We start from the raw sequence: 26,812 nt of genomic DNA, 5'->3' as shown, positions 1-26,812 counted from the left end.
ATGAGTCGTCACAGGCAGAAGAAGCTCCCCGGCGGCCGCAACCAGCGGCTCGCCGACCAGATCCAGAAGGACCTGGCCGAGATGATCCAGCGCGAGGTCGACGTGGGCCGCGCGGGCCTGGTCACGCTCACGGGCGTCGACCTGACGGCCGACTATGCCCACGCCAAGGTGTATTTCACGGTCATGGGCGCCGAGCCGGCCGAGGCCGAGGCGGCCCTGAACGAGAAGGCCGGCTGGCTGCATTCGCTGCTGTTCAAGCGCCTGCACATCCATACGGTCCCGACGCTGCACTTCCTCCATGACCGGCAGGTGTCGCGCGGCATCGCCATGAGCCAGCTCATCACCCAGGCCAATACGCCGGGGGTCAAGGCCGACGAACTGGAAGCCTCCCGATCCGCTGCCGACGAGGACGAGCGCGAGGACATCGCGCCGGCCGAACCGTCCGCGCCCGACGACGACCGCGCGTAAGCCGCGCCGCGTCCTTTTTTCCGACGATTGCGATGGCTTCCCGACGCGGGCGTGCGCTGGATGGTGTGTTGTTGCTGGACAAGCCGGAGGGGTTGTCCAGCAACCATGCCTTGCAGCGGGCGCGCCGCATCCTGGACGCGCGCAAGGCGGGGCATACCGGGACGCTGGATCCGTTCGCGACGGGCCTGATGGTGCTGTGCTTCGGCGAGGCGACCAAGTTCTCCGGCGGGATGTTCCATGCCGACAAGCGCTATACGGCCACGATGGCCCTGGGCGAGGAAACGGACAGCGGCGACCGTACCGGCCTGCCCGTGGCCTTTCCCGGGCAGGATCCGGCCCGGCCCGTGGACGAGGCCGGCATGCGCGACGCGCTGTCACGCTTCGTCGGCATGATCGCGCAAGTGCCGCCCATGTATTCGGCGCTCAAGCGCGAGGGCAGGCCGCTGTACGAGTATGCGCGGGAGGGCGTCACGCTCGAGCGCGAGCCGCGCGAAGTGACGATCCACGAGTTGCGGCTGGTGTCGATGCGCGGGCGCGAAGCCACGATCGACGTCGGCTGCAGCAAGGGTACGTACATCCGTACGCTGGCTCAGGATATCGGCCGCGTCCTGGGATGCGGCGCCCACCTGACGGCACTGCGGCGCACGCGCACCGCCGGTTTCGACCTGGCGCAGGCGTGGACGCTGGAAAGGCTGGAAGCGCTGGCCGACCCGGCGTCCGCCTTGCTGCCGGCGGACGTGCTGCTGGAAGGAATGGACGCAGTCAGGCTGGACGCGGCCGCGGCATCGCGGTTCATGCAGGGCCGCAAGGAAAGGCTGGAAGCTGTCGCGGCGATGGCCGCATCGATCGACAAGGTCCGGGTATATGGCCCGGAGGGAAAATTCCTGGGAACGGCTCGCCGCGACGATGGCTGGCTGCAGCCCGACAGATTGATTTCATTCAAGGAAACGACATGACACGCGCATTGCGCAACGTGGCGATCATCGCGCACGTGGACCATGGCAAGACCACCCTGGTGGACCAGTTGCTGCGGCAGGCGGGGACCTTCCGCGAGAACGAGCAGGTCGCCGAACGCGTCATGGACTCCAACGACATCGAAAAAGAACGCGGCATCACGATTCTGGCGAAGAATTGCGCGGTGGAGTACGAAGGCACCCACATCAACATCGTCGATACCCCGGGCCACGCCGACTTCGGCGGCGAGGTCGAGCGGGTGCTGTCCATGGTCGACGGCGTATTGCTGCTGGTCGACGCGGTCGAGGGCCCCATGCCGCAGACCCGTTTCGTGACCCGCAAGGCATTGGCGCTGGGCCTCAAGCCCATCGTGGTCATCAACAAGATCGACCGCCCGGGCGCTCGCCCGGACTGGGTCATCAACCAGACCTTCGACCTGTTCGACAAGCTCGGCGCGACCGAAGAACAGCTCGATTTTCCCGTGGTCTACGCGTCCGGACTGAACGGCTACGCCGGACTGACCGAAGACGTGCGCAGCGGCGACATGAAGCCGCTGTTCGAAGTGATCCTGGACAAGGTGCCGGTGCGCAACGACGATGCCGAGGGCCCCTTGCAGCTGCAGATCGTCTCGCTGGATTATTCGAGCTACGTGGGCAAGATCGGCGTCGGCCGGATCACCCGCGGGCGCGTGCGTCCGCTGCAGGACGTGGTGGTCAAGTTCGGCCCCGAGGGCAATCCCATCAAGGGACGCGTCAACCAGGTGCTCAAGTTCCGCGGCCTGGAGCGCGAGATCGTTCCCGAGGCCCAGGCGGGCGACATCGTGCTGATCAACGGCATCGACGAACTCGGCATCGGCTGCACCGTGTGCGCGCCCGATACGCCCGAGGCCCTGCCGATGATCAAGGTCGACGAGCCGACCCTGACGATGAACTTCTGCGTGAACACCTCGCCGCTGGCGGGCCGTGAAGGCAAGTTCGTGACCAGCCGCCAGTTGCGCGATCGGCTGGAACGCGAGCTGAAGTCCAACGTGGCGCTGCGGGTGCGCGATACCGGCGACGATACCGTGTTCGAGGTGTCCGGGCGCGGCGAGCTGCACCTGACCATCCTGCTCGAGAACATGCGCCGGGAAGGCTACGAGCTGGCCGTCTCCCGTCCGCGCGTGGTGTTCAAGGAGATCGACGGCGTCAAGTGCGAGCCATTCGAGCTGCTCACGGTGGACGTCGAGGACGGCCACCAGGGTTCGGTCATGGAGGAACTGGGCCGCCGCAAAGGCGAGCTGCTCGACATGGCTTCCGACGGCAAGGGCCGCACGCGCCTGGAGTATCGCATTCCGGCGCGTGGCCTGATCGGCTTCCAGGGCGAGTTCCTGACGCTGACCCGCGGCACCGGCCTGATCAGCCATGTATTCGATGAGTACGCGCCGGTGCGCGACGGCACCCTGGGAGAACGCCACAACGGCGTGCTGATCAGCCAGGAGGACGGCGATGCCGTGGCCTATGCGCTGTGGAAGCTGCAGGATCGCGGCCGCATGTTCGTCTCGCCGGGCGAGGCCCTGTACGAAGGCATGATCATCGGCATCCACAGCCGCGACAACGACCTGGTGGTCAACCCGATCAAGGGCAAGCAGCTCACCAACGTCCGGGCCTCCGGCACCGACGAGGCCGTGCGCCTGGTCCCGCCCATCCAGCTGACGCTGGAGTACGCGGTGGAATTCATCGCCGACGACGAACTGGTCGAGATCACGCCCAAGAACATCCGGTTGCGCAAGCAACACCTGAAGGAGCACGACCGCAAGCGCGCCAGCCGCGAAGCGGCCTGAGCCGGCCGGACACGGTAGCGGGAGCGGGGGAGCGTAAGCTCCCCTTTTTTCATTTCGGGGCCGTCCCGAGCCTTCTTGCGTGTTCCGCCATACAGATTCCGTCCCGCATGCCGTTAATGGCAGGAATGAGTTTTCGTTCCCACGCCGGCGCGCGATGCGCCGGCCGGTGCGAGCAAGGGGTCAGAATGAGCGCGGTAATGCATGATACGAGTGGTTTTTCGAGCGACGGGGAACGCGTGGCCCCCGTGTCTTTTGCGGCCAGGTCCTCGCTGAAGGGCAAGCTGGCGGCATTGGTGGCCCTGGCGGTGATACTGCTGCTGGCGGTCCAGGGATGGTCGATCTACAACGAGCGGCAATTGCTGCTGCAATCCAAGAAGGCGGAAATCCTGGCCGTGGCCCAGGGGGCCTGGGGAGTGGTCAATCACTACTACGAACAGCAGCAGAAGGGGCAACTGAGCCAGCAGCAGGCCCAGGACGCCGCCAAGGCGGCGCTGCTGGGCTTTCGCTACGGCGGCAGCAACGGCAAGACCGAATACGTCTTCATCACCGACGCCCAGGGCGTCATCATGATGAATGGCGGCAATCCCTCGCTGGCGGGTTCCAACGCGATCACCCGTTCCGGCGACAAGCGCGATCCGGCGCAAGCCATGCAGGAGCGCTTCGCCGCGATGCGCGAAGGCGGCGGGCAGACCTACATGCGCATCATGTTCGCGCGGCCCGGTGAAAGCGAACCCGTTCCGAAGCTGAATATCTACAAGAGCTTCGAACCCTGGAACTGGGCCATCGGCACGGGCGTCTACATCGACGACCTGGATGCGATCATCTCCCGGCAACTTCTTACCGGCGTCGCGACCGCAGTGGCGCTGGCCGTGGTGCTGCTGCTCGCCAGCGGTGTCATCGCACGCGGGGTCATCCGCCAGATCGGCGGCGAACCGCGGGTGGTGATCGAAATCATGCGCCGGGCGGCGCGCGGGGACCTGACCCAGAAGCTGCCCGCGGCGGAGCCCGGCAGCCTGCTCGACGGCTTCGCCAGCATGTCGGGCGCGGTGCGCAATCTCATCGCCACCGTGCGCAACGAGGCGGCCACCATGAAACGCGATGCCCAGCGCATCGCCGAATCGGTGAGCCAGGTCTCGGCGGCGGCGGTGCAGCAGAGCGATGCGACGTCGTCGATGGCGGCGGCGGTCGAGGAGTTGACCGTATCGGTGGCCCACATTTCCGATGCCGCGACGCAGACCCAGCACAATTCCGAGGGCGTCGCCGAGAAGTGCCGCAACGGCGAGGCAGGCGTGATGAGCGCGGCCGAGAGCATGAAGCGCATCGCCGCCGCCGTGGGCGAAGCATCCCACAAGATCCGGGGCCTGGAAGAGCGGGCGGTGCAGATCAACTCCATCGCCGCCTCGATCAAGGAGATCGCCGGCCAGACCAACCTGCTGGCGCTCAATGCCGCCATCGAGGCGGCCCGCGCGGGCGAGCAGGGCAGAGGATTCAGCGTCGTGGCCGACGAAGTCCGCAAGCTCGCCGAACGCACCTCGTCGGCCTCGGTGGAAATCGAGGAAATGGTGAGCGCTGTCCAACGCGAGACCGCCGAATCCACCGTCACGATGGAACACATCCTGCCCATGGTGGCCGAAGGCACGAGCCTGGCCGACCAGGTGGCGCTCTCGCTGCGCGAGATCAGCTCGAGCGCCAACACTTCGCTCGAGCGCGTGCGCGAGGTCGCGCATGCGACCAAGGAACAGTCGTCGGCCAGTACGTCCATCGCGCAGCAGGTGGAGAGCATTGCGCAGATGGTGGAGGAAACCACCGCCGCGATGGGCGAGACGGCTCGTTCGGCCGAGGAAATGCGGGAAATGGCCGAACGGCTGGATCGCGTGGTGGGAACCTTTAGGGTATAGCCTTCCGACGGCGGTTTCCACGCAACCGTGATGACACGCCTTAAGCAGAGGGCAAGGCGCTCTGGGGCGGAGCTTACTCGCCAGTCGTACCCAGGCGGATCAGGGCGTCGCCGGTGACGCGCACGATGCGCCAGTCGGGGAGCACGTCGGCGCCCATGGCCTGGTAGAAGTCGATGGCCGGCTGGTTCCAGTCCAGGACGCTCCATTCGAAGCGGCCGCAGCGCCGCTCGACCGCGATCGCGGCGAGGGTTTTCAGCATGCGCTTGCCCAGGCCGCGGCCGCGCTGGTCGGGACGCACGTAGATGTCTTCCAGGTACAGCCCGCGCCGCCCGAGGAAGGTGGAATAGTTGTGGAAGAAAAGGGCGTAGCCCACCACCGCGCCGTCCGCTTCGGCCACGAGGCATTCGGCGGCGGGATGGGGTCCGAACAGGGCGTCGAGCAAATCTTCCTCGCGCGCCAGGAATAGATGGGTGAGATGTTCGTACTCGGCCAGTCCCCGCATCAGGGACAGCACGGGCCCGACGTCGTCGGGCCGCGCCGGCCGGATGCATCCTCCGGATGCGCTCATATCCCGCCCAGGCACACGTATTTCAGTTCGAGATAGTCGTCCATGCCGTAGACGGAGCCTTCGCGGCCCAGGCCGGATTGCTTGACGCCGCCGAAGGGCGCGACCTCGTTGGAGATGAGGCCGGTGTTGACGCCCACCATGCCGTATTCCAGCGCCTCGGCCACCCGGAAGATGCGGCCCACGTCGCGGCTGTAGAAGTACGAGGCCAGGCCGAATTCCGTGTCATTGGCCAGGCGGATGACTTCCGCCTCGTCGCGAAAGCGCACGACCGGCGCGACCGGGCCGAAGGTTTCCTCGCGCATGCACAGCATGTCTTCGGTCACGTTGGACAGCACCGTCGGTTCATAGAAGCGTCCGCCCAGCGCATGGCGCTTGCCGCCGGCGAGGACCTTGGCGCCCTTGGCGATAGCGTCCTTGACTTGTTCGTCGACCTTGGCCACCGCGGCTTCGTCGATCAGCGGCCCCTGCAGGACGCCGGCATCGAACCCGTTGCCGACCTTGAGGCCGCCGCTCTTGGCCGCCAGTTTCTCGACGAAGGCATCGTAGATGCTGTCATGCACGTAGAAGCGGTTGGTGCAGACGCAGGTCTGGCCGGCATTGCGGTATTTCGAGGCGACCGCGCCCTCGACCGCGGCGTCCAGGTCGGCGTCCTCGAATACGATGAACGGGGCCAGGCCACCCAGTTCCAGGGACAGTTTCTTGATGGTGGGCGCGCTCTGCTGCATCAGGATGCGGCCCACGGGGGTGGAGCCCGTGAAGGTGAGCTTGCGCACCACCGGGCTCGCGCAGAGGGCCTTGCCGGCCGAGATGGAGCGTTCGCTGTCGGCAGTGACGATGTTCAGCACGCCCGGCGGCAGCCCCGCGCGATGCGCCAGTTCGGCCAGGGCCAGCGCGGACAGAGGGGTCTGCTCGGCCGGCTTGAGCACCATGGTGCAGCCCGCGGCCAGCGCGGGACCCGCCTTGCGGGTGATCATGGCAAGCGGGAAATTCCAGGGCGTAATGGCTGCGCACACGCCGATGGGTTCGCGCAGCACCAGCATCCGCGTGTTGGCCGCCACGGGCGCGAGCGTGTCGCCCGCCACCCGCTTGCCCTGTTCCGCGAACCATTCGATGAACGAGGCTGCATAGGCTACTTCGCCCTTGGCTTCCGCGAGCGGCTTGCCCTGTTCCAGCGTCATCAGGGCGGCCAGGTCGTCGGCATGGGCCAGCATCAGGTCGAACCAGCGCCGCAGGATGGCGGCGCGATCCTTGGCGGTCCGGGCCCGCCACGGACCGAAGGCGGCCTGCGCGGCGGCGATGGCTTCCTCGGTCTGCGCGGCCTCGAGGTCGGCGACGTGCGCGAGCACGGATCCGTCCGCCGGATTGTCGACGGTGAACGTGGCGCCATCGCGGGCGTCGACCCACGCGCCGCCTATGTAGGCCTGGGTTTTGAAAAGACGGGAGTCCGCCAACTGGGGCGGGGCGACTGCGCGATCCATGTACTCGTCTCCGGCGTGCGCTCCGATGCGGAGCTTTCCGGTCATTCTAGCGGATCGGCGCCTCGCCGGCCGGCTCCGGGGCGCTGTCGCCGGATGGCGGGGGGCTGCTTGGCGAGGCCGGCGACGCCCCGCCGGCGCCGGCTGGGGCAGTGGACGGAATGTACCGTTCCAGCAGCGTGAAAAAACGGCGGTAGAAATCCTCCGAGGCGATGGTTTCGCTGCCCGTCTTCACCATCGAGTCGTCGGACGAGGTGAACGGCATGGATACCGAGCCCAGCAGCCCGACGCCCACGCTGGCCGAGCTGTTGCTCTTCTTCAGCGCAAACGTGGACTCTACCGCGTTGACGAAGGCGATGGCATTGTCCTTGCCGGCATGGTCCGGTTCGCATACCAGCCGGAACGTGATCTCTTTGTAGTTCTCGCCATTCTGGAATTGCTTGTGTCCCTCGAGCGAGCGGGCGCCCGCGTCGGCCAGCGTGTAGCCCTGGCTCAGCAGCGATCGCTTGCCCGCCTCGCACACCGTTTCCGGCGGCACCGGATAGGGGCGCGAAAAAGTGTCCGTCTGGGAAAACTCGTTGCGCGTATAGGCCAATGGATCGGGCGGACGCGAGCAGCCTGCCGCCAGGGCACCGATCGCGGCGGCGCACAGCGTGGGGAGCCATCGGCGGAACGGGCGCGTCATGGAGGCCTCCTGTCAAGTGTGCCGGCCTGCTCGACCGCAAGATTCGTTCCCAGGAAACGGGGCACGCAGGCGGCTGGCGCGGTGTTGACAAGCCGCGCAGGCGTGGGTGAAGATGCAGGCCGTAACAAACGGGGGCCGCCAGGCCCCCGTTGATCGTACGGTCGCCGCGGTGCTCCATTGGCGCGACCTTCTTGCTCACAGCGCCCGCAGTGGTGAGCGATTGTCTCTAGCAGGAAGGGCATGGAAGCCTACATTCTTGATTGGGCCAATCTGTTGCTGCGCTGGCTGCACATCATCACCGCCATCGCCTGGATCGGGTCCTCGTTCTACTTCGTCTGGCTCGACAACAGTCTCATGAAACCGCGGGATCCCGAGCTTCTCGACAAGGGCGTGTCGGGGGAGCTCTGGGCCGTGCATGGCGGCGGTTTCTACAACCCGCAGAAATACCTGGTGGCGCCGCGGCAACTGCCCGAGCACCTGCACTGGTTCTACTGGGAAAGCTATTCCACGTGGATGTCGGGTTTTGCGCTGCTGGTGGTGCTGTACCTCTTCAACGCCCAGACCTACCTGATCGACAGGAACGTCTTCGACTGGGGGCCGGTGGCGGCCGTGGTCGCGGCCCTGTGCTTCCTGGTCGTGGGCTGGCTTGTGTACGACGTCATCTGCCGCATCGCGGGTACTGGCGAGCGGGCCGACCGCAAGGTCGGCATCGCCATCGCGCTGTTCGTGGCCGCCTCGGCCTGGCTGGCATGCCATCTATTCGCGGGCCGGGCGGCTTTCCTGATCGTGGGCGCCATGATCGCCACCATCATGAGCGCCAACGTGCTCATGGTCATCATTCCCGGCCAGCGCAAGGTGGTCGCCGCCATGCGGGCCGGCGAGCCGGTCGACCCCATCCACGGCCAGCTGGGCAAGCAGCGCAGCGTGCACAACACCTACTTCACGCTGCCGGTGCTGTTCGCCATGCTGTCCAACCACTACAGCATGGTGTATTCGGCCAAGTACAACTGGCTGGTGCTGATCGCCGTCATGCTGGCGGGTGCGCTGATCCGCCAGTTCTTCGTCCTGCGCCACAAGGGGGTCAACAATTTCTGGTATCCCGCCGCGGGCATCCTTCTCCTGGCGGCCGTGGCAGCGGCCATCGCGCCCGCCGGCCTGGGCAAGCCTGCCGCCCCGGCGGCGCCCCTCGGGGCGCAGGACATCGGACAGGTCCAGCAGGTCATCGCCCAGCGTTGCGTGATGTGCCATAACGCGCAGCTCGCCAACAAGGGCATACAGCTGCAAACGCCCGAGCTGCTCAAGTCGCATGCGCAGGTGGTGTACCAGCAGGCGGTCGTGCAGAGGACCATGCCGCTGAACAATGCCACGGCCATGACCGAGGAAGAGCGGGTATTGCTGGGGAGGTGGTTCCAGGCTGGCGCGCCGGTGGCGGCGGACCACTGAGCTTGCACGGCGGCGTCGGCCGCGACCCGGCCGGTGCCCGATATGTGCGTCGGCCTCCGGCGCGCTTCTGTCCTCTTGCGTTGATTTGTCCTTTCCAAGCGACGTGTCTCGTCGCGCCTGAATGCTAAGATTGTATGCGGTAAGATGTTTTTGTAGACAATTTGGCCCAGGCGACATCGATTCAAGGTTCCGACATGACGGACAAAGGACCCGGCAAGACACTTTCCCAAACCGTGGCGGACCAGCTGGCCGAAGAAATCGTGCGCGGGCATTTCCAGCCCGGGGAACGTCTGGACGAGCAATCCATCGCCACCCGTTTCAACGTCTCCCGCAGCCCCGTCCGGGACGCCCTGCGGCAATTGGCCTCGACGCGGCTGGTCGAATATCTGCCGCGCCGGGGGTTTTCCGTCGCCCTCATGGCGGAGTCCGACCTGGATGGGTTGTTCGAGGCCTCCGGCGAAGTGGAGGCGCTGTGCGCCAAACTGTGCGCGTTGCGGGCAGCGCCCAGCGACCGCAAGCGGATCGAGTTCATTCACCAGCAGGCGGCCGAGGCGGCCGCGCGGGGCGATTCGAAGGCCTATGCCGAGCTCAACGAAGAGTTCCACGCGCTCATCTATGCCGGAGCACGCAACAAGACACTGCAGGAAATCGCGGTCGGCCTGCGGCAGCGGCTGGCGCCGTTCCGCGCGCAGGGATTCTTCGTGGCCGAAAACCGCCTGCAGCACTCCCACGTCGAGCACGAAGCCGTCGTGAAAGCGCTGCTGGCGCACGACGGCGACGCCGCCGCGCGCGCCATGCAGAGCCATGCAGCCAATTCCGCGATGAACGTGCTGCAGCACTTCGGGCGCGAGCGTCATCCTTCCGCTTCCGCCGCCTGAGCGCCGCGCGCCGCGCGCCGCGCTCCCTGCCGCCTCCAGCCGGGCGGCGGGGCGCTTTCTTCTTTTTCTCCTCTTCCTGCTCTCGATCTTCCTTGCGGCGATGTCGCCGACGCGCGCCTGCGCGTTTCCCCCTAGTGCGCTTTTCTTGACTGGTTTGAATGCTAGAAAATAAAATTGCACACAATTTGATGAAAGTGAATGCAAATAATAACGAGGTTTCATCAACCGGAGGAGTCGCCGCATGTCCTGGATCGCCCTTGCCACCTACCGCCGGAACCACCGGCTAGCTCCCGCCTTGGTGCTGGACCAGCGCCTGTACGACCTGGACGCCGCCCTGGCGGCGGGCCTGCCCGCGTTGCCCGAGGCCTGCCGCGGCGGTGTCGCCCAGATGCTCAAGGAATGGGCCCGCACCGGCCCGTGGCTGCGCGAAGCCGGGCCGGCAGCCGCGCGGCTGGCGGCGGCCGGCGCGATCACGCCGGTCGAGGGTGGCGCGGTGGCCGCGCCCTACGTGCCGCAGCGCATTTTCTGCGCCGCTTCGAACTACGCGGCCCACGCCAATGAGATGGGTACCGTGCTGGCGGCGAAGTCGCAGAGCAAGCCCTACATGTTCCTGAAGCTGTCGAACACCGTGGTCGGCCATGGCGACGTCGTGCAATTGCCGCCCGAGACCGCGATGCTGGACTGGGAGGTCGAACTGGCTGCCGTCATCGGTACCCGTTGCCGCCGGGTGCCGGTCGAGCGCGCGCTGGATGCCGTGGCCTGCTACACGATCCTCAACGACGTCTCGGCGCGCGATCTCAACGTCCGCAACGACTACCCCTTCAAGCACGACTGGTTCCAGGGCAAGTGCCACGACACCTTCGCGCCGCTGGGGCCGTGGCTGGTACCGGCATGGCAGATTCCCGACCCGCAGGCCGTGCAGTTGCGGCTGGACGTCAATGGCCAGCCGATGCAAGAGGACAGCACGGCCAACATGATCTGGACCGTCCGCGAGCAGATCGCCTACCTGTCCACCATCGTCACGCTCGAACCCGGCGACGTGGTGGCCACCGGCACGCCCACGGGGGTCGGCATGGGACGGGGGATCTACCTCAAGTCCGGCGACACCATGGTCGCCAGCATCGACGGCATCGGCCGTCTGTCCAACCAGGTGCAAGCCGAACGGGTCTGAGCGCGCCGGGTGGTGGTCATTCGCTGTACGACGTATGGAGAAGAAGACATGCAACCCAGTAGGCAAGGCATCGCGGCGTGGGGGCGGGTACTCGGCCTGGCCGCGCTGATCGGCTGGACCGGCGCGGCGCTCGCGCAGGAGAAGGTCAGCTACAACATGGCGTGGCTGCCGCAAGGCAGCTCGGTGGGCGTGATCGTGGCGCAGGAACTGGGCTACTTCAAGGAGGCCGGCCTGGACGTCAACATCCAGCGCGGCTACGGCGGCAACCGCACGGCCAACGAGCTCGACCAGGGGCAATACGAGTTCGGCTACGTCGATCCGATCAGCCTGGTCCTGAACCGGGCCAACGGCGGAAAGATCCGCATGGTGGGCGCGCTCAACACGCGCTGGCCCGCCGGCATCTGCTTCGATACCAAGCGGCACCGTCCCAAGACCCCGGCCGACATGAAGGGCCTGCTCCTGGGCGGCGGCTCCGCCTCGCCGGTGCATAACGTCGTGCCCGCCTGGCTGGAATTGAATGGCCAGCCGCGCGACAGCATCCGGCTGCTGCGCATGGATCCCGCGGTGGTCGATGCTTCGCTCATCGAAGGCCGCATCGACCTGGCCGAATGCTGGCGGGCGAGCAATCGCGCGGTCACGCAGAAACAGGCCGACGCGGCGGGCGTAACGCTAGGGTGGATCGAATACAGTGACTTCGGGCTCGACGCCTACGGCAGCGGTTTTGCCGCCAGCGAAGACACGATCGGGAAGCGGCCCGACATGGTGCGCAAGTTCCTGAAGGCGTCCTATCGCGGCTACGAGTACGCGTTCGCCCATCCCGAGCGCGCGGCCGACCTCATGGTCAAGGCGTTTCCCGTCACCGACCGTGCGGTGGCGCTCGCGCAGATCAAGGACATGGCCGATCTGCTGATCGACCCGGCGGCCAAGGACAAGGGGCTGGGCCATCTGCGCGAGGACCGCATGCGGTCGACGGTGCAGTTCGTCGACAAGGCCTTCGGCCTGAACGGCAAGATCAAGCCGCAGGACACCTATACCAACGACTTGTTGAAGTAGGAGGCGACGCCATGGCGAATCGACCCTGTCCCCGCAGGCTGGGGCACGTCGGCGCAGATTCCGCCCGACGGGCCGCTGCGCGAGGCGACCTACGCACCGGGCCGTCCGGGCATGGAGCATTTCTCGTACGAGCTGGGCTCGCTGGCCGAGATAGAGGAGGCGGCGCGCTACATGCAGGACCGGGGCGTGGAGATCGTGCGCGGCATCGGCAAGCACGGTCCCGGCGAGAATCTGTTCCTGGTGTTCAAGGATCCGGACGGCAACTATTGCGAGTTCTATGCCGAGATGGTGCAGGTCACGCCCGAGCACCCGCATACCGCACGCGTGTGTCACCCGTCCCCGGGTGCTGCTGCTGGACGAGCCTTTCGGCGCGCTGGACGCGCTCACGCGCGACCAGCTCAACGTCGAGCTGCTCCGGCTCTGGCAGGAAATGAGGCAGACGGTGCTGCTGATCACGCACAGTATCGCCGAGGCGGTCTTTCTGTCCGACCGCGTGCTGGTCATGAGCGAAGGCCCGGGGCGCATCGTCGAGGACGTGCGCATCGACCTGCCGCGTCCGCGCGACCCGCGCACCACCAAGGAGCAGGCCGCCTTCGGGCAATACGTCGGCCACCTGGGCCGCCTCATGGGCGTTGGGGATTGACGCCGTTCTTCACTGGAGTCCACATGCAGACATCGAAGTTCCACGGCGTCGTGCCGGCCATGGCCACGCCGTTCACCCGCGACTATCGCCTGGACGAGGCGAAGGTGGGCGAACTGATCGAAGGCTACATTCAGGCCGGCGTGCACGGCATCTCGGTGGCAGGCAGCCAGGGCGAATTCTTCGCCCTGGATACCGACGAACACATCCGGCTGCTGGAATTGTCGATGCGCGCCATCGATGGCCGCGTGCCGCTGTATGCCGGCACAGGCGGCGCCACTACGCGCAAGTCCATCGAACTGACCCGGGCCGCCGAAGTCCTGGGCGTCGATCTCGCCCTGGTCATCACGCCGTACTTCGCCCAGCCCTCGCAAGACGAATTGGTGGAGCACTACACCGCGGTCGCGCGCGCGACGAGGCTGCCCGTGATGCTCTACAACAATCCGCCGCGCACCAGCGTCAACGTGCAGCCCGCCACCCTGGCCCGCTGCATGCGGGCGGCCGAGAACATCGTCGGCATCAAGGATTCGAGCGGCGACCTGACCCAATCCGTGGAGTACCTGCTGACCGCGCCTCGTCCCGCGCTGCTGTTCTCCGGACGCGACACGGTGGCGCTGGCCATGATGTTCCATGGCGGGCAGGGGACGATATCGCCGGCCGCGAATGTGTTTCCCGAACTGATGGTAAGGATGTACGACGCCCTGAAGGCGGGCGACCATGGCGAGGCGGTGCGCATTTCCAATGTCTTCGCGCCGTTGCGCGCGGCCTGGGCCTGGGGGTCCTTCCCGGTAGTCATCAAGGAGGCCATGGCATTGGCCGGGCGCGATGCAGGTCCGGCCCGTCCCCCTATCGGCGCCTTGGGCGAGAAGGTCCGCGCCGATCTTGCCGCGGTGGTCGAACGCATCCGCGCGTCGGCCTAGTCCGCGCCGAATCCGACGCCGGAAACGAGATGGCCCCGGGGCGCAGAATCTGCACGTCCGGGGCCGCGGGTAAAACCTGGAAGAAGAGGGCGCTCAGGCCAGGGGCTTGAATCCGTAGAGCTTTTCGGGATTCTCGACCAGCAGCTTGCGGCGCAGCGCCGGATCCGGGCAGAAGTCCAGCATCAGGTCGACCAGCTCGCCGTCGTTGGGCATGTCCTTCGAGATGTTCGGGTGCGGCCAGTCGGTGCCCCAGAGCACGCGGTCGGGAGCGGCCTCGATCAGCCGGGAGGCGAAGGGCGCGGCATCGGCGAAGGGACGCTTGCCGACCGACACGCGCTCGCCGCCGCACACCTTGACCCAGGCCAGCGGGTTCTTCATCAGCTCCAGCAGCGCGCGGAAAGGCTCCTGGTCCAGCCCCTTGGCGGCCTGTACGCGACCCATGTGGTCGATGACGAACGGCACCCGGATGCGGTTGATGCGATCGCTGTAGGTGACGATGTCCTGCGCGTCCAGGTGCAGCACGACGTGCCAGCCGAGCTCGCCCAGGCGGCCGACGGTCTTGTCGAAGATCTCCAGGTCGGGCGCGCCGCCCAGGTGCTGGACGAAGTTGAAACGCACGCCGCGCACGCCGCCGGCATGCAGGTCTGCCAGTTGCTCGTCGGTCTCGGAACCGTTGACGATGGCCACGCCGAGGTAGCGGCCCTCGCTGCGCGCGATGGCATCGAGCATGGCGGAGTTGTCGTCGCCGTGGCAGCTTGCCTGCACGATGACGGCGCGGTCCAGGCCCAGCCAGTCATGCAGCTCGCGCAGGCGCTCGAAGGGCGCATCGGGCGGCGTATAGCTGCGATCGGGCGCATAGGGGAAGCGGTCGGCGGGGCCGAACACGTGGCAGTGGGCATCGCAGGCGCCGGCAGGCAGCGCTTCGCGCGGTTTGACGGGATTGGGGTCAGGTGCAGCGCAGGTTTTCATGATTCAGCAACGATGAGGTTCGAGGATGGCCGCGGCGGATCGTCGCGGGGTCCGGTGGAGAGGTCTCCCCCCAAGGGCGGTCTCAGCCGTTCAATTCGTCCAGCGAATCGACATAGCGCAGGCCCGCTTCTTCCAGCTTGGGACGCATCTTGTAGATGTCCAGGCCCAGTTCGCCCGCGGCCAGGCGGGCACGCTTGCCTTCTTCTTCCTGGACACGCTTCTCGGCCTTCTGGACGACCGAGGCCACCTGGGCATTCGGCACGATCGCCACGCCGTCGTCGTCGGCGACGATGGCATCGCCCGGGTGGACCAGCGCGCCGGCGCATACGATAGGCACGTTGACCGAGCCGATGGTGGCCTTGACCGTGCCGCGCGCGTTGACGGCCTTGGACCAGACCGGGAAGCCCATGGCGGTGAGCGTGGCCACGTCGCGCACGCCGGCATCGATGACGAGGCCGCGCACGCCGCGGGCCTTGAGCGACGTGGCGAGCAGGTCGCCGAACATGCCGTCGGCATTCTCGGTGGTGCAGCCCACGACGAGGATGTCGCCCGGCGAGCACTGCTCGACCGCCACGTGCAGCATCCAGTTGTCGCCCGGCTGCGCCAGCACGGTCACCGCCGGCCCGGCAATCGCCGCGCCCGCATAGATCGGCCGCATGTAAGGCTTCATCAGCCCGACGCTGCGCCCCTGCGCCTCATGCACCGTGGCCACGCCCTGCGCGGCCAGCTTCTCCGCCGCGCCCTCGGGCAACGCCGGCTTTTTCCTTACGACTACACCCAACATCATGATTCTCCAAAGAGGGAAGCCATGGGAAGCCCACCCCCTCGCGCTTCGCGCTCCCCCTCAAGGGGGCGGCGCTGGCGGACCGGCAAAGCCGGAGCCGCGGCGCCCTGGGTTTAGGACGGCTTTCTCGGCCTGCGGCACCGTGGCTACCGCTGGCAGCCAGCGAAGCACAGGTGCCCCAACCCAAGATACCGGTCCTAGACCCAGGATGCGGTGGATCCGGCTCCGCCGGTCCACCCGCATCGCCCCCTGGGGGGCGCGCGTAAGCGCGTAGGGGGGGGTTATTGTTTTTCTATCTTGGCCGTATCAATAACCTTGCTCCACTTCTGGATTTCCGAAACCAGGAAATCCTGGAACTCCTTGGGCGTGTTGGTCTGCGGGATCATGCCCACTTCGATCAGCTTCTTATTGATGGCCGGGTCCTTGACCACTTCGCGGACGGCGGCGTTGAGCTTGTCGACGATCGCGGGCGGCGTGCCGGCGGGGGCGGCGAAGCCGTTCCACGAGACCGAGACGTAGCCTGGCACGGTTTCGGCAATGGTGGGCGTATCCGGGAACAGTTGGCTGCGCTTGGTCGAGGCGACGCCCAGCACGCGCAGGCTGCCGCCCTTGATGTTGCCGATGACCGCGGGCACGGTTTCGAACATGACTTGCACGCTCTTGCCCTTGATGGCGCTCAGGACTTCGCCGCTGGACTTGAAGGGAATGGTGGGCACGTCCAGGCCGGCCATGGCGCGGAACATTTCCGCCGACAGGTGCTGGGTGCTGCCGACGCCGATGGTGCCGAGGTTGAAGTGCTGCGGATCTTTCTTGGCCGCGGCGATGGCGTCGGCGACGGTACGCAGCGGGCTGCTCTGGTCCACGGCCATGACGATGTCGAACGAGCCGACCATGGAGATCATCGCGAACTGCTTGACTGGATCGTAGGGCAGCGACTTGAACAGCGACGGGCTGACGGCTTGCTGGTTGCTCACGAGGAACAGCGTGTGGCCGTCGGGCGTTGCGCGGGTCACGGTGACGGCGCCGGTGATGCCGCCGGCGCTGGGCATGTTCTCGACCACGACCGGCTTGCCGAACTTCTCGGACAGGCCCTGGGCGACGATCCGGGCGGTGACGTCGGCAACGCCGCCGGGCCCGAAGGGCACGATCAGGCGCAGCGGTTTGGCGGGAAACTCCTGGGCGTGGGCGCCGGCGGCGACCAGGGTAGCGGTGGCGCCAAGGCACAGGCGCGCGAGCAGGGATCGGATCATTGTCTTCCTCAATTCGTTGGAGCGGATGGTCCGCCCACCTTGTCGTCCGGCGGGGCGCAAGACGCCATCCGAACAAACTCGCATTGTGGCGCGGATCCGCCCATTGGAAACCGCAAATCGGGACTAGCTGTTATGCTTAAAAAACATGAATCGGGGCTTTCCGATGGACCTGAAACAACTCGAATGCTTTGTCCGCGTGGTCGAGTTCGGCAGCGTAACCCGGGCGGCCGTCACCCTCAACCTGTCGCAGCCCGTGGTCAGCCGGCACGTACGCCAGCTCGAGGTCGAGCTCAAGGAGCATCTGCTCGAACGCAACGGCCGCGGCGTCATCCCGACCGACGCCGGCAAGCGGCTGCTGGAGCGGGGCCGCGGCATCCTGCACCAGGTACGCCTGGCCCAGCAGGAGATCGAAGAGCTGCGCGGCTCGCCCTCGGGCAAGGTGGTGGTGGGCATGCCGCCCAGCGTCGGCAAGTCGATCACGGTGGATCTGGTGAGCGATTTCCGCGCGGCGTTTCCGCGCGCGTCGCTGGGCGTGGTGGAAGCGCTCACCGTCTCCATGTACGAGTGGCTGCTGCTGGGCCGTCTCGACTTCGCGCTCTTGTACAACCCGCCGGTAAGCCAGCAGGCCGTGTACGAACACGTCTGGTCCGAGGACCTGTACCTGATCGGCCGCCGGGGGCTCGGCGGCAAGGCGATGCCCGAGAGCGTCAAAATGCGCGACCTGGCGCACTATCCGCTGATCACCCCGGGCCAGCCGAATGCGATTCGCAATCTGCTGGACGTGCAATGCGCTCGCCTCGGCGTGCCGCTTTCCGTGGCTTTGGAAGTCGATGCCATCGAGTCGCTGCTGGACCTGGTCGACCGCGGCATGGGCTATGCCGTGTTGTCGCGCAACGCCATCTATGGCCGCTCGCAGCGGCCGCATCTGCGCGCGGCGCGCATCGTGTCGCCGGCGCTGACCAGCCAGCTGGTGATCGCGACGGCCGCGCAGCGGCCGTTGACCCGGCTGGCCCAGGCCACCATCGACCTGATCAAGAAGCGCATCGAGGGCGGCATCCTGGGCGGCAAGCCCGGATCCCACGCTCCGACGCGGCCGGATTCGTGACCGGCCTGGCGCAGGCGCGGACGCCGTTTCGGCGGCCGCGGGGAACGGTCGGCGGCGCTCCCGGTCGGAACCGGACGAGGGCGGTCAGGCAGGTGACGAGTTGTGAGCGGACGCTGCGCGCGTGTTGCGGCGCCATATCGCCGCCGCCATAATCGATGCATGCTTTGGAGGCGGTAATGGATTTCCCGACTAACAGGCAGGCGCCGCAGGTGGCGCTGCAGCCCGCTCCACGTTGCACCCTGGTCATCTTCGGAGCGACCGGCGACATGACCGGCCGGCTCCTGATGCCGGCGCTGTACAACCTCGCGCGCTTCAATTCGCTGCATCCGGATTTCCGCGTGATAGGCATCGGGCATCGCCGCCTGGACGATGAGGACTTTCGCCGCGGCCTGAAGGAATCCATAGACCAGGTCTTTGCCGCGCGAGGGCCCCAGGCCGCCTCCAGTTTCGATCCCTCCGTCTGGCAGTGGCTCATGGCGCGCACGTCCTACCTGATGGGCGACTTCGAGGACGAGCGGACCTACGCGGAACTGATCCAGGCGCTGGCCGCCGAGTCGGGCGGCGTCATCTTCTATTTCGCCACCGCGCCCGGCTATTTCCAGACGATTGCGCGGCACCTGCACGATGCGGGCCTTCTCAAGCAGGCCGGCGGCCGCTGGCGGCGCGTGGTGATCGAGAAGCCGTTCGGCCGCGACCTGCCGTCGGCCTGCGAGCTGAACAAGCAGCTGACGCGGGTGATCCATGAAAACCAGATCTTCCGCATCGACCATTTCCTCGGCAAGGAAACGGTCCAGAACATCCTCGTGTCCCGCTTTGCCAACAGCGTCTTCGAGAGCAGCTGGAACCGCCTGTACATCGATCACGTCCAGATCACGGCCGCGGAGGCCATAGGCGTGGAGCGCCGCTCGGAGTTCTACGAACAGACCGGCGCCCTGCGCGATATGGTGCCCAATCACCTGTTCCAGCTGCTGGCCATGGTGGCCATGGAGCCGCCCAATTCGTTCGACGCCGATGCGGTGCGCACCGAGAAGGAAAAGCTGCTCGATGCGATCCACATCCAGACGCCGTTCGAGGCGCTGCAGAATAGCGTACGCGGCCAATACCAGTCAGGCCTCGTGGGCGGCAAGCCCATGCGGGGCTACCGCGAGGAAGAGGGTGTCGCGCCCGACAGCCGGACCGAGACCTATGTGGCGCTCAAGCTCGGCATCGACAACTGGCGCTGGGCCGGCGTGCCCTTCTACCTTCGCACCGGCAAGGCGCTTGCGCGGCGGCAGACCCAGATCGTCATCGCCTTCAAGGACGCGGGCCATGCGCTGTTCCGCCAGAGCGCGCAGGAGAAGCCTCCGGCCAACACGCTGGTGCTGCAGATCCAGCCGGACGAGGGGCTGTTCTTCCACATGAAGGCCAAGGTGCCGGGCTCCAAGATCCGCATCGCCCCGGTCAGCATGGATTTCCGCTACGCGGACCACTTCCTGACCGGCCACAGTTCGGGTTACGAGACCCTGATCTACGATTGCATGGTCGGCGATGCGACGCTGTTCCAGCGCGCGGCCGACATCGAACTGGGCTGGGAGGCCGTCCTGCCGTTCCAGCAGGCGTGGGCCGAAGGCGGGGAGATCCATTCCTATCGTGCGGGCAGCCAGGGGCCCGCCGCGGCGGACGTGCTGCTGGCGCGTGACGGCCGCCAGTGGCTGTCGCTGGAATAGCCGGGAACGGTTCTTGCGGTCGGCGTCCGCATGAACCAGGATATCGACAGTCGGACGCCCGACGGGCAGGACCGGTTGACCTTCCGTGTCCTTACCGTCAATGTCCATAAGGGATTCAGTTTTTTCAACCGCCGCCTGATCCTGCACGACTTGCGCGAAGCGGTTCGCAGCGTGTCGGCCGACATGGTCTTCCTGCAAGAAGTGCTTGGCGGCCATGTCAAGCACTCGCTGCGCTTTGCCGATTGGCCGGCCACACCGCAGTACGAGTTCCTGGCCGACACCATCTGGTCGGATTTCGCCTATGGCCGCAATGCGGTGTATCCGGAGGGTCACCACGGCAACGCGGTACTGTCCAAGTTTCCTATCGTGCGTTTCGAGAACCGCGACATCTCGATCAGCGGGCCGGAACGGCGGGGGCTCCTGCACTGCATCATCAAGGCGCCCGACGCCGGCGGCGACCTGCACGCCATATGCGTGCATCTGGGCCTGCAGGAAAGGCATCGCCGGCGGCAGCTGGAGCTGCTGTGCCATCTCGTGCAGAAGGAAATCCCGGCCGACGCGCCGCTGGTAGTCGCCGGCGACTTCAACGATTGGCGGCAGCGTGCCGGCCGGGTGCTGGATGGCTGCGCCGGCCTGCGCGAGGTGTACGAGCACGCCGGCGGCCGCCTGGCCCGGACCTTTCCCGCCTGGTATCCGATACTGCCGCTCGACCGGATCTACGTGCGCGGCGCGCGGGAGCTGCGGCCCATCCACCTGGGCCGGCACCCGTGGACCTCATTGTCGGACCATGCCCCGTTGGCGGCGGAGATCGTGCTATGAGCGGCTCGTTCCAACGCAGATCTCCCTCGCGAGGGGAGGACACTCCCCCCGCCACCGCGCGCGAGCGTGGCCGGCGTCCCGCGCCGGGCCGGCGGGATGACCGGCACCGTCGCGGCATGCCGGCGGCGCCGGCGAGCCAGCAATGGGTCCCGGGCAACAAGATCGAACTGCTGGAGAACGGCGAAGCGTTTTTCCCCCGCGTGTTCGACGCGATCAGGCAGGCGCGCAGCGAAGTATTGCTCGAGACGTTCATCCTTTTCGAGGACAAGGTGGGCAACACGCTGCGCGACGTGCTGGTCGAGGCGGCGCGGCGCGGCGTTTTCGTGACCGTCCTGGTCGACGGCTATGGGTCGGTCGACCTGTCGGACGAATTCCTCGCCAGCCTGACCGACGCGGGAGTGCACTTCCAGGTGTTCGACCCGCGTCCCAAGCTGCTGGGCATGCGCACCAACGTGTTCCGCCGCATGCATCGCAAGCTGCTGGTCGTGGATGGCGAAACGGCCTTCGTGGGCGGGATCAATTTCTCGGCCGACCACCTCGCGGATTTCGGCCCGAGCGCCAAGCAGGACTATGCCATCGAGGTGCGCGGCCCGATCGTGGCGCAGATCCGCGATTTCGTCCGGACCGGGACGATGCGGCGCGAAAAGACGCGGCGGCAGGCGAGGAACGGCCAGGGCGCCCGGGCCGGCGAAACGCGGAGCGAAGGCGGCGCCGATTGCCTGTTCGTCGTGCGCGACAACGAAGCGCACCGGACCGACATCGAACAGCACTACCGGATTGCCGTGCGCGCCGCGCGCCACGACCTGACGATCGCCAACGCCTATTTCTTTCCCGGGTACCGGCTGCTGCGCGACCTGCGCAACGCCGCCCGGCGCGGCGTGCGCGTGCGGCTGATCCTGCAGGGCGAGCCGGACATGCCCATCGTCAAGGTCGGGGCGCGCATGCTGCACGATTATCTGCTGGGCGCAGGGGTGCGCATCTACGAGTATTGCGAGCGTCCGCTGCATGGCAAGGTAGCGGTGGCGGACGACAGCTGGTCCACCGTGGGATCGAGCAACCTGGATCCCTTGAGCCTGTCGCTGAATCTCGAGGCCAACCTCGTCATTCGCGACGAGCAATTCAATCGCGTGCTGCGCGAGCGGCTAGACACGCTGGTCGAGCGCTACTGCCGCGAAGTCTCGGCCCGCGACACCCGGCCCCGGCCGATCTGGCGGATGGCGACCTCGTTCATCGTGTTCCACTTCCTGCGTCGTTTCCCTGCGTGGGCCGGCTGGCTGCCCGCGCATACCCCCAAACTCGAGGAGGTCGGGCCGCGCAAGCAGCGCCTGGCCGAAACTGCCGATGCCCACCCTCGCGAAACCGGATAGGCGCGCCGCACCCGCGGCACGCGATGCTCAACGCCCACGCAAGCGCCGCACGTGGCGGTGGTGGGGCCGGCACGCGCTCACGCTGGGATTCCTGGCGGTCGTGGCGGTGTTGCTGATCGAACAGGTCGGCAAGATCGAATGGGACCGCGTGCTGCAGTCTCTGAGGGCATATTCGCCCTGGACGCTGGCGGCCGCTGCCGGCCTGGCGATCGTCAGCCACCTCTTGTTCGGCGCGTTCGACCAACTGGGCAGGCGCTATGTCGGACACCGGCTCGGCGCGGGCCAGGTCGCCGTGATCGCGGGCGTCTGCTATGCCTTCACCTTGAACCTGGGGGCGTTGGTGGGCGGCGTTGCCTTCCGCTATCGGCTCTATTCCCGGCTGGGTCTTTCCGCGCCCGATATCACCAAGATCTATGCGCTGAGCGTGGTCACCAACTGGCTGGGATACCTCATCCTGCTCGGAGCGGTGCTGGTGTGGGGCGGGATACAGCCGCCCCGCCAGTGGGGCGTGCCCGCCGGCGTTCTGCCGGTGGCCGGCATTGCCGCGTGGATCGTGGCGGCGGCTTATCTGGCGATGTGCGCCGGCGCGGGGCGCCGCCGATTCACTTTGCGCGGCGTCGAGATCGCGTGGCCCAGGTGGCCGATGGCCTTGGCGCAGCTCGCGATGTCGATCGCAAACTGGTTGGTCATGGGCCTGATCATCCACCTGCTGCTGGGCAGCCGGGTCGACTATCCGATGGTGCTCGGCGTCATGCTGATCAGCGCGGTAGCCGGCGCGCTGACGCACGTGCCGGCCGGTCTGGGCGTGCTGGAGGCGGTGTTCCTCGCGCTGCTCTCGGGCCGTATCCCTGCCCATGAGCTGCTGGCCGGCCTGCTGGCCTACCGGGCCATCTACTACCTGTGCCCGCTCGTGCCGGCGGTCGTGCTCTACGCGGTGCTCGAGGCGCGGGCGCGCCGGTAGTTCAGGCGCGCGTGCCGCGTGCGATCTTGGAGAGCAGCTCGCCGAGGATTTGCCTTTCGCCCCGGCTGAGGGGGGCAAGGGCGGCTTCCTCGATGCCGTGCGAGCGGCGTTCGGCTTCCAGGGCGAGCGCCTGCCCGGCCTCGGTCAACACCACATGATGGGCCCGGCGGTCGGTGTCGCTGCGCTCGCGCGACAGCAGTCCCCGCTCCTGCATGCGGTCCAGGATCAGTGCCAGCCTTGGCGCCGACAAGGCGAGGCTGCGGCACAGGTTTTGCTGGTTGGCCTTGTCGTTGTGGGCCAGCAGCACCAGGATCGAAAACTCCACGGGGCGCAGGTCCAGTTCCTTCATGTGCGCGAAGAAGGCCTTCTGCAGCCTGACGTGCGCAAGCGAGGTCTGGAAGCCCAGCAGGTGGGAGAGGTGGGATTGATCCAAGTCGGATTTGGTCGATCGCGGCGAGGCGGTTTTGCTAGGCGCGGTCTTCGGCATGTGGCGATTGGATGGATGAGGGAACGCCCTGGTGCTTGCTGCGAGGCCTTCCCTGCGGGGGAGCGGGCTTCGCCCAGCGGCGGCCCGGGCAAAAAAAGGCCGCCGCGAAGGCGGCCCAGTCCAGTGCCACAACATACCATGCGAGGCGGCTGCGCGCCGCCCCATGCTCAGAAGCTGTGCCGCATGCCCAGCATGACGCCGGTCTGGTTCAGGCCGTTGGGAAGACCGGCCAAGGCCTGGCCGCCGCTCACCGAGAGGTTGGCGTTTTTGTTGTTGTCGATGTAGCCCACCAGGCCATAGACCGCCGTGCGCTTGGAGAGCGAATAGGTCGCGCGCACCGTGGCCAGCGTCGAACGGCCGTCGGTAGTCTTGTTCTTCAGCCGGGCAACCTGGCCGTCGATGGTCCACGCCGACGACAGGGCGTAGGAGGCGCCGAGGTAGTACAAGTCGGATTCCGAACGGGTGGCCGCCCGCGTGGTGCGTCCCATCCAGCCGCCGCCGATCTTCAGGCTGCCGAAGCGGTAATAGCCGTTGAGCAAGGTGCGGGTGTCGGACGTGTCGCTGCTCGTGAGGCCTCCGGCCGCCCCCGGCCCGCCGCGCATCTGGTCGTAGCCGGCGGCGATGCCGCCCGGGCCGAGGTCGTACTTGAGCATCGCGGTGACCTGGCGGCAGGCCTTGCGGTCGCCCGGGACTTCGCCCGCGCAGTTCGTGGCGGCGGGGCCACCCGCGGCCGAGGCGTCGCGCCCGAAGCTGTAGGTGGCGCCCACCGTCAGGCCGGAGAACGTGCCACGGTAGCCGATGGCGTTGTCCGAGCGGGTGTTGGGGATGTAATTGTCGAGCGAGCCCAGTCCGAAGACCGCCGGCCCCATGACGTCCGAGTCGAGCAGGGTGTAGAACGTCATGTTGTATTGGCGGCCCAGGGTGAGCGTGCCCCAGTTGCCGCTGAGGCCCACCCAGGCGGCGCGGCCGAACAAGCGGCCGCCCTGGCCCGACGTGCCGGTATCCACGCCGAAGCCGCTTTCGAGATTGAAGATGGCCTTCATCCCGTTGCCGAGATCCTCCGTGCCGCGCAGCCCCCAGCGCGACGGCATGATGCCGCCGGTGTTGCTGGGCATGCGCCATACCGAATCGCCGTTTGCATTGGCATGGTTCAGGTATTCGATCCCGGTGTCGATGATGCCGTACAGCGTGACGTTTTGCGCGTGGGCGCCGGTGGCGGCCAGGCCGAGAGCGCTGGCCAGCAGGATGCGTTTCATGAGTCTCCGTCCCCTGTGGTGGTTCATTGAATTGTTTAACAATGATAAATATTAATCTTGTGAAGTAATTAGGGGCTTACCCGTATCCGAATGCAACAAGTGCGAATTGTTCGCAGTTCGCATGGTCCATGTTGTCCGACCCTGACTCCGTATCCGTCCCGTGTCCGCCGCTCCTCCTTCTTCCTTCGCTTCGCCGCTGCCCGCTTCTTCCCGCCGCTGGGAACTGGATGCCTTGCGTGGGCTGATGCTGGTGCTGATGACGTCCACGCACCTGCCGACCTGGTTTTCCATCCCGGCCAGCCAGCCTTTCGGCTTCGTGTCGGCCGCCGAGGGGTTCGTCTTCCTGTCCGCCTACATGGCGGGACTGGTCTATACCCAGCGCGCCGTGCGCGACGGCATCCCGGCCATGCGCCGCGCCTTCCTCCGGCGCGCGTTGATCATCTACGCCTGCCAGGCCGCTTCGCTGCTCTTCCTGTTCACCGTCATCGCCGCGCTCGGCATGAAGTTCCACCAGCCCGCCGCGAACAACCTGATGTCGTTCTACCTGCATGCGCCGCTCACCGGCCTGTGGACCGGGCTGCTGATGATCTACAACCCGCCGCTGCTCGATATCCTGCCGGTCTACATCGTGTTCATGCTGGCCAGTCCATGGGTGTTGAGCCACGGGTTGCTGCGGGGATGGAAGCAGGTTCTGGTCGCCAGCGTCCTGCTATGGGGGGCGGCGCAGTTCGGCCTATCGAGAGTGCTGTACGACGCGCTGGTGGCCGCCACGGGACTGCCCGTGCCGTTCCGCGAGACCGGGGCGTTCGAGACCTTCGCCTGGCAATTGCTGTGGATGCTGGGGCTGTGCCTGGGGTCCTACCATGCGCGGGTGCCGGCGGACCAGCGCATCGTCCTGCCTCGCTGGCTGGCGCTGGGCGCCCTCGGTGTGGCGGCGGGGTTCTTCGTCTGGCGGCACTTGACGGGTCTCGCGCCGTTTCCCGAGGGCGATCCGCTGAACCTGTGGTTCGACAAATGGCACGTCGGGCCGCTGCGGCTGCTCGATTTCCTCGCGCTGGTCGCGGTGCTGCTGCACTACGGTGAATGGTTGACTCACCATCTGCCGCGCGTGCGGCTGCTCGAGACCCTTGGATCGGCATCGCTGCCGGTCTTTTGCGCTCACCTGGTGATCGTGCTGGTGGCGCTCGCGGTGGTGGGCGAGAGTCATCCCGGCCGGCCGGTCTGGTTCGACCCGCTCATGTTCGCCTTGAGCATAGGCGCCCTCTATGCGGTGGCCAAGCTGGTGCACATGTTCGGGTCCGGCTCGAATCCCGGGGCGGGGCGGCGCCCGGCCGCCGTACATCGTTCCGCCGGCGCCCGGCCCATGCTGCGGACGAGCGCCGGACCGCGTTGAGCGCTATCCGCGGGAGGCGATGCAGGCCCTAGCGCAGGTACGCCGAGATGACCGATGTCCACAGCGCATAGCCGGCCTGGTTCAGGTGCAGCGCGTCCTCGCGGAACAATTCGGCGCGGGGCAGGCCGTCGGCGGTCAGCATGGGCGTGAAAACGTCGATGTAATCGGTGGCGGGTACCGTCCGGGCATAGGCCTCGACCAGCGCATTGGCGGCGCGCGCCCGTGAAATCAGCGAGAACCGGGCCGGGCTCGGCTTGATCGAGATATAGGCGATGCGGGTATCCGGCAACTCGCGCCGCACTCCCTCCACGAAGGCGGCGAAGCTCTCGAGAATGTCGCGCGGCGAGCGTCCTTCGGCGAGATCGTTGTCGCCGGCATAGACCAGGACGACGCGGGGCCGATAGCGCGTGACCAGCCGGCCCAGATGACGCGTGCAATCGATCATGCGCGAACCGCCGAAGCCCCGCTTCAGGACGCGAAGCGGCTTGAAGCGGGTTTCGAGATCGTCCCACATCCGTATCGATGAACTGCCCACGAACAGTACGCCGCCCATGGGCGGGGCATGCAGGCGATCGGCCCGGTCGAACGCCGCGAAACTGGCCGCCCACTGGGAATCGGCAGCCTCGGTGCCGGCCGCGGTTTCCTGGGCGGCCAGGACTGGCGGGCAGGCGCTGCCCATTGCGAGCAGCATGGCGAAAACGGCGTGGCGGGGCTTCATGGAAGCGGCCGGACGACGCCGGCAG

25 protein-coding genes and 1 pseudogene are annotated in these 26,812 nt (G+C 66.9%); 17 read left to right on the top strand and 9 right to left on the bottom strand.

The window, feature by feature from the left end:
* From rbfA to CDO44_RS15545, 4 genes are all read left to right on the top strand, one after another.
* Window positions 1–468 (top strand): 30S ribosome-binding factor RbfA, encoded by a 468-nt coding sequence (rbfA, locus tag CDO44_RS15560; RefSeq protein ID WP_087781121.1) that lies wholly within the window; start codon window positions 1–3, stop codon window positions 466–468.
* A 32-nt stretch (window positions 469–500) separates the two neighbouring features.
* Entirely contained in the window at window positions 501–1,424 is a 924-nt protein-coding gene (gene truB, locus CDO44_RS15555; RefSeq protein ID WP_087781120.1) for a tRNA pseudouridine(55) synthase TruB, read from the top strand.
* Window positions 1,421–3,241 (top strand): translational GTPase TypA, encoded by a 1,821-nt coding sequence (typA, locus tag CDO44_RS15550; RefSeq protein ID WP_087781119.1) that lies wholly within the window; start codon window positions 1,421–1,423, stop codon window positions 3,239–3,241. The genes truB and typA overlap by 4 nt, the downstream gene beginning before the upstream one ends.
* Before the next feature lie 197 nt (window positions 3,242–3,438).
* Entirely contained in the window at window positions 3,439–5,139 is a 1,701-nt protein-coding gene (locus CDO44_RS15545; RefSeq protein ID WP_158213303.1) for a methyl-accepting chemotaxis protein, read from the top strand.
* 73 nt (window positions 5,140–5,212) lie between these two features.
* On the opposite strand, the gene CDO44_RS15540 is transcribed toward CDO44_RS15545, so the two are convergent.
* From CDO44_RS15540 to CDO44_RS15530, 3 genes are read right to left on the bottom strand one after another with little or no spacing between them, the layout of a single operon-like run.
* Entirely contained in the window at window positions 5,213–5,707 is a 495-nt protein-coding gene (locus CDO44_RS15540; protein WP_087781117.1) for a GNAT family N-acetyltransferase, read from the bottom strand.
* Window positions 5,704–7,185, bottom strand: coding sequence for an NAD-dependent succinate-semialdehyde dehydrogenase (locus CDO44_RS15535; RefSeq protein WP_087781444.1), 1,482 nt, complete (start codon window positions 7,183–7,185; stop codon window positions 5,704–5,706). The genes CDO44_RS15540 and CDO44_RS15535 overlap by 4 nt, the downstream gene beginning before the upstream one ends.
* A gap of 46 nt (window positions 7,186–7,231) precedes the next feature.
* Entirely contained in the window at window positions 7,232–7,867 is a 636-nt protein-coding gene (locus CDO44_RS15530) for a DUF2242 domain-containing protein (RefSeq protein WP_087781116.1), read from the bottom strand.
* Window positions 7,868–8,107: 240 nt separating this feature from the next.
* On the opposite strand from CDO44_RS15530, the gene CDO44_RS15525 reads away from it, so the two are divergent.
* The 7 genes and pseudogenes from CDO44_RS15525 to dapA all read left to right on the top strand — a co-directional run bounded on the left by CDO44_RS15525 (window position 8,108) and on the right by dapA (window position 13,972).
* Window positions 8,108–9,310, top strand: coding sequence for a urate hydroxylase PuuD (locus CDO44_RS15525; RefSeq protein WP_087781115.1), 1,203 nt, complete (start codon window positions 8,108–8,110; stop codon window positions 9,308–9,310).
* A 194-nt stretch (window positions 9,311–9,504) separates the two neighbouring features.
* Window positions 9,505–10,188: a GntR family transcriptional regulator gene (locus CDO44_RS15520; RefSeq protein WP_087781114.1), complete on the top strand. Its 684-nt coding sequence runs from the start codon at window positions 9,505–9,507 to the stop codon at window positions 10,186–10,188.
* A gap of 241 nt (window positions 10,189–10,429) precedes the next feature.
* Window positions 10,430–11,359, top strand: a complete 930-nt coding sequence (locus CDO44_RS15515) for a fumarylacetoacetate hydrolase family protein (RefSeq protein WP_087781113.1) — start codon at window positions 10,430–10,432, stop codon at window positions 11,357–11,359.
* A 48-nt stretch (window positions 11,360–11,407) separates the two neighbouring features.
* On the top strand, window positions 11,408–12,412 hold the full coding sequence (locus CDO44_RS15510; RefSeq protein ID WP_087781112.1) for an ABC transporter substrate-binding protein: 1,005 nt from the start codon (window positions 11,408–11,410) through the stop codon (window positions 12,410–12,412).
* Window positions 12,413–12,430: 18 nt separating this feature from the next.
* A pseudogene (locus tag CDO44_RS28395) lies at window positions 12,431–12,676 on the top strand (VOC family protein); the annotation flags it as partial.
* 79 nt (window positions 12,677–12,755) lie between these two features.
* On the top strand, window positions 12,756–13,055 hold the full coding sequence (locus CDO44_RS28110) for a hypothetical protein (RefSeq protein ID WP_369824683.1): 300 nt from the start codon (window positions 12,756–12,758) through the stop codon (window positions 13,053–13,055).
* A 23-nt stretch (window positions 13,056–13,078) separates the two neighbouring features.
* Entirely contained in the window at window positions 13,079–13,972 is an 894-nt protein-coding gene (gene dapA, locus CDO44_RS28105) for a 4-hydroxy-tetrahydrodipicolinate synthase (protein WP_233146202.1), read from the top strand.
* Between the two features lie 93 nt (window positions 13,973–14,065).
* Here the strand turns inward: dapA and CDO44_RS15500 are convergent, their stop codons facing one another.
* The 3 genes from CDO44_RS15500 to CDO44_RS15490 form a co-directional block, all read right to left on the bottom strand.
* Window positions 14,066–14,941 carry an amidohydrolase gene (locus CDO44_RS15500; protein WP_087781110.1) on the bottom strand — a complete coding sequence of 292 codons (876 nt, stop codon included), beginning with the start codon at window positions 14,939–14,941 and terminating at the stop codon, window positions 14,066–14,068.
* 82 nt (window positions 14,942–15,023) lie between these two features.
* Window positions 15,024–15,731, bottom strand: a complete 708-nt coding sequence (locus CDO44_RS15495) for a 4-carboxy-4-hydroxy-2-oxoadipate aldolase/oxaloacetate decarboxylase (protein WP_369824686.1) — start codon at window positions 15,729–15,731, stop codon at window positions 15,024–15,026.
* 275 nt (window positions 15,732–16,006) lie between these two features.
* Window positions 16,007–16,975, bottom strand: coding sequence for a tripartite tricarboxylate transporter substrate binding protein (locus CDO44_RS15490; RefSeq protein ID WP_158213302.1), 969 nt, complete (start codon window positions 16,973–16,975; stop codon window positions 16,007–16,009).
* A gap of 163 nt (window positions 16,976–17,138) precedes the next feature.
* Here CDO44_RS15490 and CDO44_RS15485 point away from each other — a divergent pair, with 163 nt between their 5' ends.
* The 5 genes from CDO44_RS15485 to CDO44_RS15465 all read left to right on the top strand — a co-directional run bounded on the left by CDO44_RS15485 (window position 17,139) and on the right by CDO44_RS15465 (window position 22,933).
* Window positions 17,139–18,080, top strand: coding sequence for a LysR family transcriptional regulator (locus CDO44_RS15485; protein ID WP_087781107.1), 942 nt, complete (start codon window positions 17,139–17,141; stop codon window positions 18,078–18,080).
* A 176-nt stretch (window positions 18,081–18,256) separates the two neighbouring features.
* On the top strand, window positions 18,257–19,786 hold the full coding sequence (gene zwf / locus CDO44_RS15480) for a glucose-6-phosphate dehydrogenase (RefSeq protein WP_087781106.1): 1,530 nt from the start codon (window positions 18,257–18,259) through the stop codon (window positions 19,784–19,786).
* Between the two features lie 30 nt (window positions 19,787–19,816).
* Window positions 19,817–20,605 (top strand): endonuclease/exonuclease/phosphatase family protein, encoded by a 789-nt coding sequence (locus CDO44_RS15475; RefSeq protein ID WP_087781105.1) that lies wholly within the window; start codon window positions 19,817–19,819, stop codon window positions 20,603–20,605.
* Window positions 20,606–20,721: 116 nt separating this feature from the next.
* Window positions 20,722–21,972, top strand: a complete 1,251-nt coding sequence (gene clsB / locus CDO44_RS15470; protein WP_087781104.1) for a cardiolipin synthase ClsB — start codon at window positions 20,722–20,724, stop codon at window positions 21,970–21,972.
* Entirely contained in the window at window positions 21,947–22,933 is a 987-nt protein-coding gene (locus tag CDO44_RS15465) for a lysylphosphatidylglycerol synthase domain-containing protein (protein WP_087781103.1), read from the top strand. Before clsB ends, CDO44_RS15465 begins: the two co-directional genes overlap by 26 nt.
* Window position 22,934: 1 nt before the next feature.
* On the opposite strand, the gene CDO44_RS15460 is transcribed toward CDO44_RS15465, so the two are convergent.
* Window positions 22,935–23,366, bottom strand: coding sequence for a MarR family winged helix-turn-helix transcriptional regulator (locus tag CDO44_RS15460; RefSeq protein WP_158213301.1), 432 nt, complete (start codon window positions 23,364–23,366; stop codon window positions 22,935–22,937).
* A 221-nt stretch (window positions 23,367–23,587) separates the two neighbouring features.
* Window positions 23,588–24,676 carry a porin gene (locus CDO44_RS15455; RefSeq protein ID WP_087781101.1) on the bottom strand — a complete coding sequence of 363 codons (1,089 nt, stop codon included), beginning with the start codon at window positions 24,674–24,676 and terminating at the stop codon, window positions 23,588–23,590.
* A 160-nt stretch (window positions 24,677–24,836) separates the two neighbouring features.
* On the opposite strand from CDO44_RS15455, the gene opgC reads away from it, so the two are divergent.
* Window positions 24,837–26,069, top strand: coding sequence for an OpgC domain-containing protein (opgC, locus tag CDO44_RS15450; protein WP_233146201.1), 1,233 nt, complete (start codon window positions 24,837–24,839; stop codon window positions 26,067–26,069).
* Window positions 26,070–26,097: 28 nt separating this feature from the next.
* Here opgC and CDO44_RS15445 read toward each other — a convergent pair whose 3' ends face one another.
* Window positions 26,098–26,787, bottom strand: coding sequence for an SGNH/GDSL hydrolase family protein (locus tag CDO44_RS15445; protein WP_087781099.1), 690 nt, complete (start codon window positions 26,785–26,787; stop codon window positions 26,098–26,100).
* Window positions 26,788–26,812 lie beyond the last annotated feature (25 nt).

Source organism: Pigmentiphaga sp. NML080357, from assembly GCF_002188465.1.
In the GTDB taxonomy this organism is placed as follows: domain Bacteria; phylum Pseudomonadota; class Gammaproteobacteria; order Burkholderiales; family Burkholderiaceae_B; genus Pigmentiphaga.
The sequence above is the reverse complement of the archived record's forward strand: the minus strand, read 5'-3'. Positions and strand labels throughout refer to the sequence as shown.